This is a genomic window from Streptantibioticus cattleyicolor NRRL 8057 = DSM 46488 (assembly GCF_000240165.1).
Classification (GTDB): Bacteria; Actinomycetota; Actinomycetes; order Streptomycetales; family Streptomycetaceae; genus Streptantibioticus; species Streptantibioticus cattleyicolor.
Window position 1 is genome coordinate 5,007,978 of record NC_017586.1, and the last position, 16,964, is coordinate 5,024,941.

A 16,964-nucleotide genomic window follows, 5' to 3' on the forward strand; every position below is an offset into this window, starting at 1 on the left:
GCGGCAGGAAGGGTGCCGTGCCGGGAGAAGGGGGTGGGGGTTGCCCGCCATTATTGACGAACCCTTAACATCCTCGGGTGTCCAAACTGACCGACCTGCCGAAACGGATCTTGATCGGCCGGGCGCTGCGCAGCGACAAGCTGGGCGAGACCCTGCTGCCCAAGCGCATCGCCCTGCCCGTCTTCGCCTCCGACCCGCTCTCCTCCGTCGCCTACGCGCCGGGAGAGGTGCTGCTGGTCCTCTCCGTGGCGGGCGTGTCGGCCTACCACCTCAGCCCGTGGATCACCGTCGCCATCGTGGTGCTGATGTTCACGGTGGTCGCCTCCTACCGCCAGAACGTCCACGCCTACCCCAGCGGCGGCGGCGACTACGAGGTGGCCACCACCAACCTCGGCCCCAAGGCCGGGCTCACCGTGGCCAGCGCGCTGCTGGTCGACTACGTGATGACGGTGGCCGTCTCGATCTCCTCCGGCATCGAGAACCTCGGCTCGGCGGTGCCTTTCGTCATCGAGCACAAGGTGCTCTGCGCCCTGGTGGTCATCGGGCTGCTCACCCTGATGAACCTGCGCGGGGTGCGCGAGTCGGGGACGATCTTCGCCATCCCGACCTACGCCTTCGTCGGCGGCGTCTGCGTGATGATCATATGGGGTGCCGTCCGGGCACTGGCCTTCTCCGGCCACATGAAGGCCCCCACCGCCGACCTGACCGTCCACGCCGAGGTCCACGGCATCGGCGGCTTCGCCATGCTCTTCCTGCTGCTGCGCGCCTTCTCCTCCGGCTGCGCCGCGCTCACCGGCGTGGAGGCCATCAGCAACGGCGTCCCCGCCTTCCGCAAGCCCAAGAGCAAGAACGCGGCGACCACGCTGGCCCTGATGGGCGGCCTCGCCGTGGTGATGTTCATCGGCATCATCACCCTCGCCCTCTACACCCACGTGCGGATGGCCGAGAACCCGGCGACCGACCTGCTGCGCGACGGCCACCCGGTGGGCTCCGGCTTCACCCAGGACCCGGTGATCACCCAGGTCGCCGCCGCCGTCTTCGGCAACGGCTCGATCCCGTTCGTCTTCCTGTCCGCGGTCACCGCGCTGGTGCTCTTCCTGGCCGCCAACACCGCCTACAACGGCTTCCCGGTGCTCGGCTCGATCCTCGCCCAGGACCGCTACCTGCCGCGCCAGCTGCACACCCGCGGCGACCGGCTCGCCTTCAGCAACGGCATCGTGCTGCTGGCGCTCTTCGCCGGCCTGCTGGTCTACCTCTACGGCGCCGACTCCAACCGGCTGCTCCAGCTGTACATCGTCGGCGTCTTCGTCTCCTTCACCCTCAGCCAGACCGGCATGGTCCGGCACTGGAACCGCCACCTGGCCACCGAGACCGACCCCGCGACCCGCCGCCGGATGATCCGCTCCCGGGCGATCAACACCTTCGGCGCCTTCCTCACCGGCCTGGTCCTGGTCATCGTGCTGCTGACCAAGTTCACCCACGGCGCCTGGGTGGCGGTGCTCGGCATGGCGCTGTTCTTCCTGCTGATGACCGGCATCCGGCGGCACTACGACAGCATCTCCGACGAACTGGCCGCGCCCGTCCCCGGCCAGGCCGACGACGACCTCGCGGTGCCCTCCCGGGTCCACGCCATCGTGCTGGTCTCCAAGGTCCACAAGCCCACGCTGCGCGCGCTCTCCTACGCCCGGCTCTTCCGCTCCGACACCCTGGAGGCGCTCAGCATCAACGTCGACCCGGCCGAGACCAAGTCCCTCCAGGACGACTGGGAACGCCACGGCATCGACGTCCCGCTGAAGGTCCTCGACTCCCCCTACCGGGAGATAACCCGACCCATCATCGAGTACGTCCGCGCCCAGCGCCGCGCCTCGCCGCGCGACGTGATCAGCGTCTACATCCCCGAGTACGTCGTCGGCCGCTGGTACGAGCACCTGCTGCACAACCAGAGCGCCCTGCGGCTCAAGGGCCGGCTGCTGTTCACCCCGGGCGTGATGGTCACCTCGGTGCCCTGGCAGCTCGACTCCAGCGAACGGGCCCGCAAGCGGCTCAAGCGGCGCCACGAGTGGAGCGCCCCCGGCTCCGTGCGCCGCGGCCAGATCGGCCCGCCCCGCAAGGAACCGCGCGCCAAGGAGCCGGTCGCGGGGGAGTGACCCGCCCCGCCCGCCGGTGGGCCGGTCCCCGTCCCGCACCGGGACGGGACCGGCCCACCGGCACGTAGACTGGAGGGCTGTTGCCACGGGGCGAACCGCCCCGACCCCACCTGCCTTGGAGCACCACCGCCGATGACCGACCGCTCGCGTGTGAACCGTACGAAGGACCGGACGGCGGCCTCGCTGGTGGGCCGGCGGTACGAGGTCGAGGTGGGCCCGGTCGCCCACGGCGGCCACTGCATCGCCCGCCACGAGGGCCGGGTGCTCTTCGTCCGCCACACGCTCCCCGGGGAACGGGTGATCGCCGAGGTCACCGAGGGCGACGAGGACTCCCGCTTCCTGCGCGCCGACGCCGTCGAGGTGCTCACCGCCGCCCCGGACCGGGTGGCCGCGCCCTGCCCCTACGCCGGCCCCGGCCGCTGCGGCGGCTGTGACTTCCAGCACGTCGCCCCCGGCGCCCAGCGCCGCCTCAAGGCCGCCGTCATCACCGAACAGCTCGCCCGCCTCGCCGGGCTCACCCCCGAACAGGCCGGCTGGGACGGCACCGTGGAGCCCGCCCCCGGCGACAAGGTGGCCAAGGGTGAGGTGCCGGCCTGGCGCACCCGGGTCCAGTACGCCGTCGACGCCGACGGCCGCGCGGGGCTGCGCCGCCACCGCTCGCACGAGGTCGAACCGGTCGACCACTGCATGATCGCCGCCCGGGAGGTCAGCGAACTCGGCGTCGAGGCCCGCCAGTGGCCCGGCATCACCGCCGTGGAGGCGATCGCCGCCACCGGCTCCTCCGACCGCCAGGTCGTCGTCACCCCTGCCCCCGGCGCCCGGCTGCCGCTGATCGAGCTCGACCGCCCGGTCTCCGTGCTCCGCGTCGACGACCAGGGCGGCATCCACCGGGTGCACGGACGCCCTTTCGTCCGCGAACGCGCCGCCGGACGCACCTGGCGGGTCGGCGCCGGAGGCTTCTGGCAGGTCCACCCGCGCGCCGCCGACATCCTCGTGGACGCCGTCCTGGCCGGGCTCAAGCCCCGCCCCGGCGAGACCGCCCTCGACCTGTACTGTGGCGCCGGCCTCTTCGCCGGAGCCCTCGCCGAGGCGGTCGGCGAACGCGGTGCCGTCCTCGGCATCGAGTCCGGCAAGCGCGCCGTCGAGGACGCCCGGCACAACCTCGCCGACCTGGACCGGGTCCGGATCCAGCAGGGCAAGGTGGAACAGGTGCTGCCGCGCACCGGGATCACCGAGACCGACCTGATCGTCCTCGACCCCCCGCGCTCCGGCGCCGGCCGCGCCACCGTCGACCACCTGACCACCCTCGGCGCCCGCGCCATCGCCTACGTAGCCTGCGACCCCGCCGCCCTCGCCCGCGACCTCTCCTACTTCGCCGCCTCCGGCTACCACCCGGTCTCCCTGCGGGCGTTCGACCTGTTCCCGATGACGCATCATGTGGAGTGCGTGGCGGTGTTGGAGAGAGTGGAGAAGGAGGCCTCGGGGGCCGCTCGCCACTAGCCGTCGCAAGACGGGGTCTGCCGCGTCGCCGGTGCCGTTCCCCGGCCGGCCGTACGGGGCCGACTGGTCGCTCAGTCGAACAACGGCACCAGCGCCTGCGGACCCGCGAGAACGCGCCAGGCGGGGACGCGGACAACTCGCTGGACGTCGTCGGCCTTCGCACCCCGGCCGCCGGACGGCAGTCCTGTCAGCAGGCCGGCCCGCTCGTGCAGCAAGCGCAGGTGCCGTGCCGGATCGCGGCCCTGGGGCGGCCCGGTGTCGATCAGCACAGCCGTGTTGCCCTCGGCCGCGGTGTACAGCAGGTCGACCTGTTGCCCACCGACCACGGCGTCCCGTTCGAGTTCGGCGACGCCTCGTGAGGCGAGGAACCGCTGCACCATGTCGGCGAGATGCCTGCGGCGTGGGTCCTGCCGCGGGCCCGGCTCGGGTACGGGCGCGGGGCCCGCGTCGACGGCCCGTCCCCGGTGCCACAAGACCGAGCGCGACGACAGCAGATGTGGCAGACCGGTCTGCTGCTGCCAGTAGCCGTGGTCGCCCACAGTGATCAACTGAGATCTTGCGCGGGTGATCGCGACGTTCCACAGGTTCACCTGGCTCGCCACCCAGTAGGCGGTCCTGGGAGGCGTGTTGGTGGTCGCCACCGGGCTGAGAACCATGACATCGCGCTGACCGCCTTGGAAGGCGTGCACCGTGCCCACCCGCACCCGGTCGCTGCCCACCATGCGTTCCAGAACTTCCTTCTGCGCGCGGAAGGGGGTCACCACACCTACCGTCGCGGATTCCGGCAGGCGGCTCAGCAGCTCGTTCACGATTTCGGCCACGGCTGCAGCTTCGGAGGGGTTGCGCCACGATTTTCCGCCGGGGCCGCGTGCGGACTCGCCGGCAGGAACGTCCGCCCAGGCCAGCACGGGACCGGTTACGTCCTTGCCCATGAGGTCGATCGCGGGTACTTGCCGGCGTACGTCGGTCAGGATCTCAAGGGCGCCGGAGTAGCAGTAGCGGTTGACGATGTCGGCGATCTGCGGATGGCAGCGGTAGTGCTCGTCGAGGAGCAGGGCGGAGTCGCCGTTCTGCGCGGCGGCTTGGTAGGAGGAGTGGACGTGGTAGGCGAGCCGTCGGTCCTCCAGCCATGCCGCGCTCAGCCCCGCCCTGACACGCGCCTGACGCTCCTGCTCCGGTGAGATGCCGGGGATGTGGCTCAACTGCATCGGATCACCGATGATCAGAGCTCGCCGGGCTCGGAAGAGCAACGGCAGGACCGCGGCGATCGAACACTGGCTGGCCTCGTCGATCACGACCAGGTCGAAGAGGTTCGGGGTCAGCTTCAGCTGACGCACCGCGTGCGTGGTGATCGCCCAGCCCTTCAGGTGGCGCAGCAGATTCAGCTGACTGCGCTGGGTACCCGATCGCTGCCGCAGCGACTGGAGGCGCTGGTTCACCAGCGATCGCCCGCGGCTCAGCGCCTCGGCCGACACCGCCGCGCACAGTTCCGCCGACAGCTCGGCGCGCGTTCTGGCGCAGTCGCTGCGGGCCTGACGTACGGCCTCCTCGTCGTGGGTGAGCTGGTCGCGAGTGAGTTCACGCACCCGCCGTTCGAGGTCCGTCACGTCCGCGAGATCTTTGAGGACCTCCCCCGCGACGGGGCGTTCGCCGGCCCACGTCGGCAGCCCCGCGGCCACCTCGGGGCCGGCAGCGGCGATGAACGCCCCCATCGCACGCTTCCGCCGCCAGCGTCCCCACCAGCCCCTTGCCGTGGCCGCCGCCCGGGCCCGTGTTTCCCAACGGGCCAGTGCGGAGCCGTCCTCCGCCGGCCACATCTGTGACAGGAGTGGTACCGGAAGGCCGATCTTCTCGGCGTGCTTCGTGCGCTGCTCCAGAACCCCGGCCAGTCGCACCTCGCCCTCGACACATCGCCCGGCCTGGTCGCGCAGGGCGTCGGCGTGGGAGCCGAGGTTGCGCAGCTCACCCGCCACAGTGGCCGGGCTGCGGCCAAGCCGCGGAGGCGGGGCCGAGAGCAACTCCTCGAGCTTTCCGGCTTCCTTGACCAAGGCGTCCACGTTCCCGGTACGCATCAGCAGGCCAGGAGCGATCTCGTCGCACCTTCTGGCGACGACGTCCACGGCTTCGTTGTTGGTGGACGCCACAAGAACCGACTCCCCGGCCGCGGCGCACGTGGCGACCACCGCGGTGACGACCTCGCTCTTTCCGGTCCCGGGCGGCCCGGTCGCCACGGTCAGGGGTTGCGTCATCGCGGAGACGACCACCTGCTCCTGGCTCTCGTTGGCCGGCCCGGCGGCGACCACGAGTACCGGATCGTTCTCCGAAGACGGGGCGGCGGGGTTCAGCAGCGCGTCCAGAGCCGTGCCGGGGATCTCCTCCGTGCGTGTGGAAATGGTCAGCAGATTCTCCACCAGGCCGTCGGTGGCGAACCGTTCGACGCTTGACGGGGCAAGGATCACCGCGGCGTTGTGGGCGCCGGGGCGCAGGGCCTCGTTGACGGAGTCCGCACGGAGCGCCGAGGTGTCGAGTGGTTCGAGTTCTGGCAGCCCAAGCTCGGCGAGCAACTCCCTTACCGCCTTGAGCATCTGCGCGTCATTGCCCTGCTGCCAGGTCGGCTGCCAGCGGGCGAGCAACTGGGCACCCTCGTCCTCGGAAAGAAGCTCGGTGACCACCTTGGTGTGCAGGGAGGGCACCCCGCTCGGAATGAGTACCGGGCGTCCGCTCTCGTCCGGAACCAGCTCCATCTGCTGGATGAGCAGCGGTGCGATGCCCACGTTTGTGCGCCGCCCGCCCGCGCCGCGCTGGGGGAGCGTTACGGCGGGGTAGCCGTACCAGTACTCGCGTTCATCGGCGGCCCCGCCTGACCGGCCTTTCGAGACGACGTCCTCGGCAGCGCGCGCACCGGGCAGTTGTGGCGGGGCCGGCAGCTCCGAGCCCAGACCGGACTGAATGGTCTCGGGCCCCTCGTCGACGAGGAAGTACTGCGAATTCCGTCCGGCCCGCCGGTCCGGCAGCATGCCGGCGGCAGCCTGGGCGCTCAGGCACTGGGCGTAGTAGCGGAGCAGCCGCTGCCAGTCACTGGCGCTCTCGGCGTCGGCCGCAGCGCGCTCGCGGGCTTTGAGCTGAGCGGTGGACACGGCAGGCGACTCGTCGGGTGGCGTGGGAAGACTCACCGGGCGCGCCACGGACCTGGCGAAGTAGAGCGTGTGGGTCGCGCGGATGGTCGACTTGGTCGGGCGCTGTTCCTTCGGCAGACCCTTGCGCACCATCCGCGCGGTCAGATACTCGAAGAGGTCGTCCGGCGAAATCCACCCGCTGTCCTTGATCCGTCCGTTCCGCAGCCCCTCGACGATCTCACCTGTGAACCGGGAGGTGCCCAGCGTCGAGCCTTCCGGAGCCATGGCGGACGCGGGCTGCAGCGCGTCGGAGGCGGTGATGAAGTAGACCCCGGTGGGACGCAGCAGAGTGCTGTGATCCGTTGCTTCCGGCACGGAAGCGTCCGCACCTTTGGCGCGCCAGCCCTGAACGACCGAGCCGCTGGCGCAGCAGTCGAGCAGCACGATCTTGGACGCGGCCCGGCAGGACTGCAGCGTTCGCTCGAGGAACTCCGCCGACACGGCGGTGCGGGGCAGATCGGCAGGGTCGCTGTCGCGGGTGAGGAAGTACAGCTGACCGTCGGCCTCGCAGAACTCCCCGTGCCCGCTGAAGTACAGCAGCGCGGTCTCGCTCTGCTGGCGCTCTTCGAGGAACGACTCGATCGCGTGCAGCATCTCGGCGCGTGTCGGCTCGGTGACCACGTCGCATTCGTTGTACAGACCGATTTCCGTGTGCTGCAGGACTGCCTGCATGTAGTGCAGGTCGGCGCGTACCGCTGGAAGGTCGTGGTACGCGTCGCTGTCGTAGGTGGAAACGCCGATCAGCATGGCGTACCGGTCGTTGTCGAGCACCCTCGGTCAGCCTGCCGCGGAGGTGTCGTTCCGGCCCGGCGTCCCTTCGTCCGCGCTGACCGTCATGGGCCGGTCGCCGGTCAGGAAACGTTCGAGAAGCTCCTCGTCCTCCCGGGCCTCGCGACCCGTGATCCGCAAGCTGGTCCCGTCAGGGCGGGTCGCGACGATGGTGCGCTGCGGCACCTTGGCGAGCCACACCTGAACGCAGGCGGCTGCCAACGAGCCGGCGTTCAGGGCCAGATCGACGACCCCCAGGACGTCGGCCCCTTTGAGGGTGCCCGGGGAAGGAGTGGCCGAAGGCAGGCGAAGCGCGGCCGTCGGGTCGGTTGCGGACAGTTCGGCCAGAAGTTCCCGGGCGTCGCTGCGCGCCCTCAGCGGGTCGTCGTCGATCACAGAGATCAGCAGTTGTGGCCGTTCTTCGCCGGTGTTGTCGTCGCTCACGCCTCTCCCTTGCCCCGTCTGCGGTCGCCTTCGATCCTCTGGCAAGTTACTGGAGCGGTGACGAGAGGGAACACTCAATTTCCGAAAATCCGCCGCTGGTTGACGCGATTCTCACTTCGACCGCGCGACGCGGGACACCGTTCCGTCCCCCCGGCCGCACTGAGCAGTCTGCGGTGCCGGGCGCCGATGCCCGTATCGGACAGCGTGAGGGAGGGGCGATTCCGCCGGGCTCGCTCGCATCGGCGGCACCAGCGCGGAGCGACGCCGCCGCTGTCCAGTCGAGGCCGCCGGCGCTGCCCCTGGCTGTGGCGCGGCAAGGCTGCGGTGGCCGGCCGCCCCGTCACGTGACGGAAGGCGGGAGGCTCACCCGGCGGAGAGACGGAACGGCGAGGCGTGCCGTTCCGTCCCCCTCACCCCTCCCGCACCGCGGACTCCTCCCCCTCACCCCCGCTGCGCTCCGGGATCGCCGAGGTGCGGACGCCGGCCCATTGGCGGAGGTCGTCGGGGCCGGGGAAGTTGGCGACGTTCTTGTCGAGGGGGTTGCTGCTGTACTGGTGGAAGAGCCAGGGGTGTTTGATGCGGGGGTGGCCGGGGGTGGTGTAGTCGGCGATCCACAGGCCGTCGGCGCAGGAGGAGTCGGTGTCGACGGAGAGCCAGTTGTTGCGGTCGCAGTAGAGGATGACGCGGTGGCCGGGGCACTTCTCCTTGACGTGGCGCAGCCAGGAGTCCTTGTAGGTGCGGGCGTCGGCGTCGGAGACGTTCTGGCCGTACCACTCCCAGTCGAGGCAGAGGACGTCGCCGTCGGCGAGTTCGAGCTGCTTGAGGAAGTGATCGGCCTCCGTCACGGCCGAGTTGGCGATGTGCGGGTAGTGGTAGAAGCCGGTGACGATCCCGGCTTTGCGGGCGGTGGCACGTTGGGCGACCCATTTGGGGTTGACGTAGGACATGCCCTCGGTGACCTTGATGAAGACGAAGGCCAGCCCGGAGGCCGAGTAGTCGGTGGGCTGGTACGAGCTGACGTCGATGCCGTTGAGCATGGGTGTGCGCCTCCTCGTTCGTGGGGGGGTGAGGCGGGGCGGGCCGCCACGGGGCGTGGCGGACGCTATAGGGGTTTGACGGTGGTTTACCCCGTCACGCGGCCACCGTAGCCCGTTCGGAGGAGCGCGGAGCAGGCGGAACGGTTCCGCTCACTCGTGGGTGGCTACGGTCGCTTCCGTGACCGTCAGTGACAGGCCGGATGTCGGGGAAGCGCGGGGAACGGCCGCGGGTGCGCGGGCGGACGGGGGCGGGGTGCGGCCGGTCCTCGCCGAGGTGCGGTTGTCGGCGTTCAAGCGCCATCGCGGGGCGGCCTTCGGGCTCGCCCCGGTCACCGTCTTCGCCGGGCCGGGCGGCAGCGGGAAGACCAGTGTGCTGGAGGCGCTGTCCCTGCTGGCGCTGCTGGGCCGGGGCGAGGCGGTGGAGGACGCCATCGCGGCGGTGGTGCGCGGTGGCGCCGGCGCGTGCGCCCCGCAAGGGGGCGCGTCGGACGGACAAGGGCGCCGTGGCTTCCGCCTCGGCTGCTCGGTGGCGGGCCCGCAGGGCACCGTGCGGCTCGACCTCGCCGTGCAGACCGAGCCCGAGGTGCGCGTCGTGGGCGAACGGCTCACCGCGGGCGACCGCGTGCTGCTGTCCACCGCGTTGCGGGACCCGGCCCGGCGGTGCGTCGAGGCGGTGCGCCACACCGCGGACGGCGCCCCCGGCGCGCGGACGCCGTTGCCGGACGACCGGCTGGTCACCGCCTCGCTGCCGCTGCGGGTGGCCGGCAGCACGCCGGGACAGCGGCTGGTGGTGGCCGCCGCCGAGCAGGTGCTGGTCGCGCTGCGCTCGGTCTTCCCGGTGGATCCGCGGCCGGAACGGATGCGCGGGCCGGTGCCGGTCGGGGACGGGCGGTTGCGCGGCGGGTGCGACAACCTCTCGGCGGTGCTCCACCGCACCCGGGACGAGTGCCGTACCCGGCACGCCGCGCTGGTGGCCGCTGCCCGGGAGGCGTGCGCGGGGCCCGTCGCCGGGGTGGTCACCGTGGAACGCGGCGGCAGCGGCCGGGTGATGGCGGCCCTCGACCGCGGACCGCTCGGGCTCACCCCGTTCGACCGGCTCGGCGACGGCGAACTGCGCTTCCTGGCCATGGCGTTGGTGCTGCTCACCGGGCCCGACGTGCTGGAGATGGACCACGCCGCCGAGGTGCCCGCCGCCCTGCAGGCCATGACCGTCCTCGCGGACGGCCTCGACACCGGCATGGACGCCGTCCAGACCCGGCAACTCCTCTCCCTGGCCGCCCGCGCCACCGCCCGCGGCCACGTACGCGTCGCGGCCACCGCGTACGGCACCGGGTGGGCGGGGGAGGGGGCCGAGGTGATCGAGCTGGGGGAGGCGGACGGCGAGTGAGCGGAGGTGGGCGTACGGGACGGGGGCGCGGGCGTACGGACGGGTCGCGGGGGCGCTGACGTACGGGACGGGGGCGTGCGCGGCGCGTCGGCGCCGTGCGGTACACCTGATGCGGTGACCGATGATCTCAACGCCCTGCGGCGCCGGCTCGCCGAGTTCGCGGCGGCCCGCCGGTGGCAGCCCTACCACACGCCCAAGAACCTCGCCGCCGCGCTCAGCGTCGAGGCGTCGGAACTGCTGGAGATCTTCCAGTGGCTCACCCCCGAGGAGTCGTCACGGGTGATGGCGGACCCGGACACCGCGCACCGGGTCGAGGACGAGGTCGCCGACGTGCTCGCCTACCTCCTCCAGTTCTGCGAGGTGCTCGGCGTCGACCCGCTCGCCGCGCTCGCCGCCAAGATCGACCGCAACGAACGGCGCTTTCCGCCGGTGTGACGGCCGGGGCGCGCCGGCCGGTGTGCGGGTTCAACGCGCCCTGCCCGCCCGGGGTTCCCGCTTCGTGGCGCCGACAGGTTTCGGTCACCTGTTCGGGTGAATATCGGTCTTCGTGGGGCTGCTGGGGAATCTTCCCGTGATCCTCGGGAGTTGATCGCGGCGTAAGGGGGGAGACGGATCCGGGGGGAGTGACCGTCAGGTGAACAAATATTCACAAAGTGCGACAAACGGTGCGTGTCGCCCGCGATCGTGGTGCAGTGGTCTCGTTGCTGAGAGACCCACCGTCGACCGACAAGGGGGCGAGGCGATGCCGGAGAAGTCTCCGGGCCGCGCCGGACGAGACCCGGCGCAGCGCACAACGACGACCACCGCTCAGGGCCCACCGCCAGGCTCTCCGGTGCCCGCACCGGACACCGCCGGGCCGGCCGGAACCGCGCCACCGCGGCTGACGGCGCCCACGGCCTCCACCGCCCCGCCGGACCGGCTGGGCGCGGTCACCGGTGCGGCACCGCGGGGTGCCGACAGGGCCGCGTCGGCCCCGGGTGCGCCCGGCGCGAGGTCGGGTGCGGTCGCGGCCGTACTGCGGACCCGCCCGCGCGTGACGGTGGCCGGGACGCCGGAGCCGGGCGGGACGGGGCCCGGCGCGGGGGAGGTGACCGGGGACGAGCCGATCACCTTGGCCGAGGCGGAGGAACGGGCCCGGGGGATCTGTTTCAAGAACGGCCCGCCCAGCCGTGTCGGCGTCGAGCTGGAATGGCTCGTCCACGACGCGGCCGACCCGGCGGCACCGGCCGCCCCGGAACGGCTCGCCGCGGCCTTCGACGGGCTGCGGACGCTCCGGCTCGGTTCCGCGCTCACCCGGGAGCCGGGCGGGCAGATCGAGCTCAGCTCGGCCCCCGCCGCCTCCCTCACCGCCTGCGTGGACGCGATGGCCGCCGACCTCGCCCAGGTCCGCGAGCGGCTGCGGGACCACGGGCTCGTCCTCGCCGGATACGGTCACGAACCCCGGCACCGGCCCCGCCGGGTGCTCGACCAGCCGCGTTACGCCGCGATGGAGAGCTACTTCGACCGCCACTGGCCGGTCGGCCGGGCCATGATGTGCGGCACCGCCTCGGTGCAGGTCTGCCTGGACGCCGGCCACGACGACCACGGCCCGCGCGGTTACCGGCACCGCTGGCGACTCGCCCACCTCCTCGGGCCCGTGCTGATCGCCGCCTTCGCCCACTCGCCGTTCAGCCGCGGCCGGCCCACCGGCTTCCGGTCCACCCGGCAGGCGGTCTGGATCGCGCTCGACCCGTCCCGCACCTGCGCCCCGCCCGGCATCGCCGATCCCCGCACCGACCCCAGGGACGCCTGGGCGCGGTACGCGCTGGACGCACCGGTGCTCTGCGTCCGCCAGGACGACGGACGCTGGGAGGTGCCCGACGACGGGATGACCTTCCGGCAGTGGATACACCGGGGCGGCGGGCCGCGCGGCGGCCACCCGGGCCGGACGGCGACCGCGCCACGACCGCCCACCGCGGACGACCTCGCCTACCACCTGACCACGCTCTTCCCACCGGTCAGACCCCGCGGCCACCTGGAGCTGCGCATGATCGACGCGCAGCCGGGCGCCGACGGCTGGATCGTGCCGCTCGCGGTCACCACGGCCCTGCTCGACGACCCCGAGGCGGCCACCGCGGCCCACCGGACGCTGGCGCCGCTCGCCGACCGGGTCCGCGGCGACGCCCCCGGCGGCCCGCTGTGGCGGCGGGCGGCCCGGCACGGTCTCACCGACCCGGTGCTGCGGCGGGCCGCGGTGGCCTGCTTCGCCGCCGCTCAGGAGGGGCTGGAACGGCTGGGCGCGTCCGCCGCGATCCGCGCCGCCGTGGACGAGTTCACCGAACGCCATGTGGCGCGGGGCCGATGTCCCGCCGACGACCTGCTCGACACGTTCCTCGCGGAGCGCCGGACGCCCGTCCGCCCGGCCCCGCCCGCCGGAAAGGACGGCAGCGCGTGACCACCCCGTACCCCGCGACACCCCGCCCCGGGGCCGACGGCATCGATCCCGAGCACCAGCGGCGGCGCGCCGTCGAGGTGCTGACCGCCGCCCGCAGCCGCACCGCGGCCCTGACCACCTGCGTGGACGACCACGACCTGACCGCCCAGCACTCTCCGCTGATGTCCCCCCTGGTCTGGGACCTGGCGCACATCGCCAACCAGGAGGAGCAGTGGCTGCTGCGCACCGTCGGCCGGCGTGCGGCGATCCGTCCCGACATCGACCCGATCTACGACGCCTTCGAGCACCCCCGGGCGGACCGTCCCGGCCTGCCGCTGCTCCCGCCCGGCGAGGCGCGCGGCTACGCCGCCGAGGTACGCGGCCGGGTGCTCGACGTGCTGGAGGGCGCCCGGTTCACCGGCACGCCGCTGCTGGAGGCCGGGTTCGCCTTCGGCATGATCGCCCAGCACGAGCAGCAGCACGACGAGACCATGCTCATCACCCACCAACTGCGCCGGGGCCCGGCCGCGTTGAGCGCGCCGCCGCCCCCGCCGGCCCCCGTCGACGCCGCCCTGCTCCCGGCCGAAGTGCTCATCCCCGGCGGCCCGTTCACCATGGGCACCGACACCGAGCCGTGGGCGCTGGACAACGAACGCCCCGCCCACCAGGTCGAGGTGGCCCCGTTCTTCCTGGACACCGTGCCGGTCACCTGCGGCGCCTACCAGCGGTTCATCGAGGACGGCGGCTACCACGACGAGCGCTGGTGGGAGCCGCGTGGCTGGGCCATGGTCCGCGAACACCGCCTTGAGGCACCGCTGTTCTGGTCCCGCGAGGGCAACGGCTGGATCCGCCGCCGCTTCGGGGTGACCGAGCCGGTGCCGGCCGACGAGCCGGCGCTCCACGTCAGCTGGTACGAGGCCGACGCCTACGCGCGCTGGGCCGGCCGCAGACTGCCCACCGAGGCGGAATGGGAGAAGGCCGCCCGCCACGACCCGGCCACCGGACGCTCCCGGCGCTTCCCCTGGGGCGACGCCGAACCCTCCCCCGACCACGCCAACCTCGGCCAGCGCCATCTGCGTCCCGCCCCGGCCGGCGGCTACCCCGCCGGGGCCTCCCCGCACGGGGTGCGCCAGCTCATCGGTGACGTGTGGGAGTGGACGGCCGGGGACTTCCTGCCCTACCCCGGCTTCCGGGCGTTCCCGTACCGGGAGTACAGCGAGGTTTTCTTCGGCGGCGACTACAAGGTGCTGCGCGGCGGCTCCTTCGCGGTCGACCCGGTCGCCTGCCGGGGCACCTTCCGCAACTGGGACCACCCGGTCCGCCGGCAGATATTCGCCGGCTTCCGCACCGCCCGCGACGCGGCCCCGGAGCGCACCTGATGTGCCGTCACATCGCCTACCTGGGGCCGGAGATCACGCTCGGCGAGGTGCTGGTCGAGCCGCCGCACTCGTTGTACCGGCAGTCGTGGGCGCCACGCCGGCAGCGCTACGGCACGGTCAACGCGGACGGCTTCGGCGTCGGCTGGTACGCGCCGCCGGACCCGGTGCCGGCCCGTTACCGCAGGACGGGGCCGATCTGGGCCGACCCGTCGGTCAAGGATCTGGCCCGGGTGGTGCGCACCGGCGCGCTGCTGGCCGCCGTCCGGGACACCACCGACGGCTCCGCCCCCGACGAGTCCGCCGCCGCCCCGTACGGCGCCGGGCCCTGGCTGTTCAGCCACAACGGCGCCCTGCCGGGGTGGCCGGAGAGCGTGGCCGGCCTCGTCGCCGAACTGCCCCCGGAGGACCTGCTGCGCATCGAGGCCCGCTGCGACTCGGCGCTGGTGTGGGCGCTGGTGCTGCACCGGCTGCGGGCCGGCCAGCCACCCGGCGAGGCGCTGGCCGACACCGTCACCGCCGTCGCGGCGCACACCGACGCGCGGCTCAACCTGCTGCTCACCGACGGCACCGCCATCGCCGCCACCGCCTGGGGCGACACCCTGTGGCACCGACTGGAACCGGGCCGCCAGGTCGTCGTCGCCTCCGAGCCCCACGACGACCGGCCCGGCTGGACGGAACTGCCCGACCGCGCCCTGCTGCTCGCCACCCGCGACGGCGTCGACGTCACCCCCCTCAAGGAGCCTCCCGCATGAGCGCGTTCACCCTGACCAGGCTGCTCCCCGCCGACGCCGCCGGGGCCACGCTCCGTGCCGACGTACGGGCCGGACTGACCGCCGACCCCAAGCAGTTGCCGCCCAAGTGGTTCTACGACGCCCGCGGCAGCGAGCTGTTCGAGGAGATCACCCGGCTGCCGGAGTACTACCCGACCCGGGCCGAGCGCGCGATCCTCCGGGAGCGCTCCGACGCCATCGCCGAGGCGGCCGGCGCCCGTACCCTGGTCGAACTCGGCTCCGGATCCTCGGAGAAGACCCGGCTGCTGATCGACGCCCTGCGCCGGCGCGGCACGCTGGAGCGGTACATCCCGGTGGACGTCAGCGACAGCGCGCTCGAACAGGCGGGGCAGGCGCTCCTCGCCGACTACCCCGGGCTCACCGTGCACGCCGTCGTCGCCGACTTCACCGAACGCCTCGACCTGCCGCCGGGTCCCGGGCCCCGGCTGGTCGCCTTCCTCGGCGGCACCATCGGCAACCTGCTGCCCGCCGAACGCGCCGCGTTCCTCGGCTCGGTGCGCGCCGCGCTGGGCCCGCGGGACGCGCTGCTGCTCGGCACCGACCTGGTGAAGGACGAACGCACGCTGGTCGCCGCCTACGACGACGCGGCCGGGGTGACCGCCGAGTTCAACAAGAACGTGCTCTCCGTGCTCCGCCGCGAACTCGGCGCCGACCTGACCCCGGAGGACTTCGACCACGTGGCGCTGTGGAACCGCGAGCAGGAGTGGATCGAGATGCGGCTGCGCGCCCGCACCGCGCTCACCGCGAAGATCCCGGCGCTCGACCTCGCGGTGCGCTTCGCGGCCGGCGAGGAGCTGCGCACCGAGGTGTCGGCCAAGTTCCGCGAGGCCGGGGTGCGTACCGAGCTGAAGGAGGCCGGTCTCGAACTGACCCACTGGTGGACCGACGAGGAGGGGCGTTTCGCACTGTCACTCGCGCGTCCGCTCGGCTGAGTGGTTCGCGTTCCACGGGTCGGGCGGGTGCAGGATTGAGGCATGGATCTGCGCATCTTCACCGAGCCCCAGCAGGGGGCTTCCTACGACACGCTGCTGACCGTTGCCAAGGCCACCGAGGATCTCGGCTTCGACGCCTTCTTCCGCTCCGACCACTACCTGCGCATGGGCGCCTCGGACGGACTGCCCGGCCCGACCGACGCCTGGATCACGCTGGCGGGTCTCGCCCGCGAGACCCGCCGGATCCGGCTGGGCACCCTGATGACCGCCGGCACCTTCCGGCTGCCCGGCGTCCTGGCCATCCAGGTCGCCCAAGTGGACCAGATGTCCGGCGGCCGGGTGGAGCTGGGCCTTGGTGCCGGCTGGTACGAGGAGGAGCACACCGCGTACGGGATCCCGTTCCCGAAGGAGAAGTTCGCCCGGCTGGAGGAACAGCTGGCCATCGTCACCGGGCTGTGGTCCACCCCGGTCGGCCGGACGTTCAGCCACTCCGGTACCCATTACCACCTCCAGGACTCGCCGGCGCTGCCCAAGCCGGCCCAGAAGAAGGTGCCGGTGCTCATCGGCGGCCACGGCGCCAAGCGCACCCCGCAGCTCGCGGCCCGCTACGCCGACGAGTTCAACATCCCGTTCGCCTCGGTGGAGGACACCGAGCGGCAGTTCGGACGGGTCCGAGCGGCGGCCGAGGAGCACGGTCGCAAGGGGGACGACCTGGTGTACTCCAACGCGCTGGTGGTCTGCGTCGGCAAGGACGACGCCGAGGTGGCCCGGCGCGCCGCGGCGATCGGCCGTGAGCCGGACGAGCTGCGCGCCAACGGCCTGGCCGGCTCCCCGGCCGAGGTCGTGGACAAGATCGGCCGCTACGCGTCGGTCGGCTCCTCCCGCATCTACCTCCAGGTGCTCGACCTCCACGACCTCGACCACCTGGAACTGATCGCCTCCGAGGTCCAGTCCCAGCTCTCCTGACCGGTGCCGGGCGCGGGCCGGCTC

At 72.7% G+C, this 16,964-nt stretch carries 12 protein-coding genes; 9 read left to right on the forward strand and 3 right to left on the reverse strand.

Annotated elements, in window-relative coordinates; all coding sequences use genetic code 11:
• The first annotated feature begins 77 nt into the window (after positions 1-77).
• Both SCATT_RS21990 and SCATT_RS21995 read left to right on the forward strand, forming a co-directional pair.
• Positions 78-2,147 carry an APC family permease gene (locus SCATT_RS21990; protein WP_014628505.1) on the forward strand — a complete coding sequence of 690 codons (2,070 nt, stop codon included), beginning with the start codon at positions 78-80 and terminating at the stop codon, positions 2,145-2,147.
• A 132-nt stretch (positions 2,148-2,279) separates the two neighbouring features.
• Positions 2,280-3,647, forward strand: coding sequence for a class I SAM-dependent RNA methyltransferase (locus SCATT_RS21995; protein ID WP_014145357.1), 1,368 nt, complete (start codon positions 2,280-2,282; stop codon positions 3,645-3,647).
• Positions 3,648-3,718: 71 nt separating this feature from the next.
• Here SCATT_RS21995 and SCATT_RS22000 read toward each other — a convergent pair whose 3' ends face one another.
• The 3 genes from SCATT_RS22000 to SCATT_RS22010 all read right to left on the reverse strand — a co-directional run bounded on the left by SCATT_RS22000 (position 3,719) and on the right by SCATT_RS22010 (position 9,072).
• On the reverse strand, positions 3,719-7,594 hold the full coding sequence (locus SCATT_RS22000; protein ID WP_014145358.1) for a caspase, EACC1-associated type: 3,876 nt from the start codon (positions 7,592-7,594) through the stop codon (positions 3,719-3,721).
• Between the two features lie 6 nt (positions 7,595-7,600).
• Complete coding sequence (locus SCATT_RS22005) at positions 7,601-8,035, reverse strand: effector-associated constant component EACC1 (protein ID WP_014145359.1); 435 nt, start codon at positions 8,033-8,035, stop codon at positions 7,601-7,603.
• A 410-nt stretch (positions 8,036-8,445) separates the two neighbouring features.
• Positions 8,446-9,072 (reverse strand): glycoside hydrolase family 25 protein, encoded by a 627-nt coding sequence (locus SCATT_RS22010; protein ID WP_014145360.1) that lies wholly within the window; start codon positions 9,070-9,072, stop codon positions 8,446-8,448.
• Between the two features lie 178 nt (positions 9,073-9,250).
• On the opposite strand from SCATT_RS22010, the gene SCATT_RS22015 reads away from it, so the two are divergent.
• From SCATT_RS22015 to SCATT_RS22045, 7 genes are all read left to right on the forward strand, one after another.
• A complete protein-coding gene (locus tag SCATT_RS22015; protein ID WP_014145361.1) occupies positions 9,251-10,459 on the forward strand; it encodes an AAA family ATPase in 1,209 nt (402 codons plus the stop codon).
• A gap of 114 nt (positions 10,460-10,573) precedes the next feature.
• Positions 10,574-10,894, forward strand: coding sequence for a nucleotide pyrophosphohydrolase (locus tag SCATT_RS22020; RefSeq protein WP_014145362.1), 321 nt, complete (start codon positions 10,574-10,576; stop codon positions 10,892-10,894).
• Between the two features lie 652 nt (positions 10,895-11,546).
• Positions 11,547-12,893, forward strand: a complete 1,347-nt coding sequence (gene egtA, locus SCATT_RS22025) for an ergothioneine biosynthesis glutamate--cysteine ligase EgtA (RefSeq protein ID WP_193789279.1) — start codon at positions 11,547-11,549, stop codon at positions 12,891-12,893.
• On the forward strand, positions 12,890-14,251 hold the full coding sequence (gene egtB, locus SCATT_RS22030; protein ID WP_014145364.1) for an ergothioneine biosynthesis protein EgtB: 1,362 nt from the start codon (positions 12,890-12,892) through the stop codon (positions 14,249-14,251). Before egtA ends, egtB begins: the two co-directional genes overlap by 4 nt.
• On the forward strand, positions 14,251-15,003 hold the full coding sequence (gene egtC / locus SCATT_RS22035; RefSeq protein WP_014145365.1) for an ergothioneine biosynthesis protein EgtC: 753 nt from the start codon (positions 14,251-14,253) through the stop codon (positions 15,001-15,003). The genes egtB and egtC overlap by 1 nt, the downstream gene beginning before the upstream one ends.
• Positions 15,000-15,974, forward strand: a complete 975-nt coding sequence (gene egtD / locus SCATT_RS22040; protein ID WP_014145366.1) for an L-histidine N(alpha)-methyltransferase — start codon at positions 15,000-15,002, stop codon at positions 15,972-15,974. The genes egtC and egtD overlap by 4 nt, the downstream gene beginning before the upstream one ends.
• 42 nt (positions 15,975-16,016) lie before the next feature.
• A complete protein-coding gene (locus SCATT_RS22045; RefSeq protein ID WP_014145367.1) occupies positions 16,017-16,940 on the forward strand; it encodes an LLM class F420-dependent oxidoreductase in 924 nt (307 codons plus the stop codon).
• The last annotated feature ends 24 nt before the right edge of the window (positions 16,941-16,964 follow it).

Bases quoted from the DNA above. Each gene is read 5' to 3' on its own strand.
- SCATT_RS21995 (WP_014145357.1), top strand. From the start codon at position 2,280: ATGACCGACCGCTCGCGTGTGAACCGTACGAAGGACCGGACGGCGGCC.
- SCATT_RS22010 (WP_014145360.1), bottom strand. From the start codon at position 9,072: ATGCTCAACGGCATCGACGTCAGCTCGTACCAGCCCACCGACTACTCG.
- egtC (WP_014145365.1), top strand. From the start codon at position 14,251: ATGTGCCGTCACATCGCCTACCTGGGGCCGGAGATCACGCTCGGCGAG.
- egtD (WP_014145366.1), top strand. From the start codon at position 15,000: ATGAGCGCGTTCACCCTGACCAGGCTGCTCCCCGCCGACGCCGCCGGG.
- SCATT_RS22045 (WP_014145367.1), top strand. From the start codon at position 16,017: ATGGATCTGCGCATCTTCACCGAGCCCCAGCAGGGGGCTTCCTACGAC.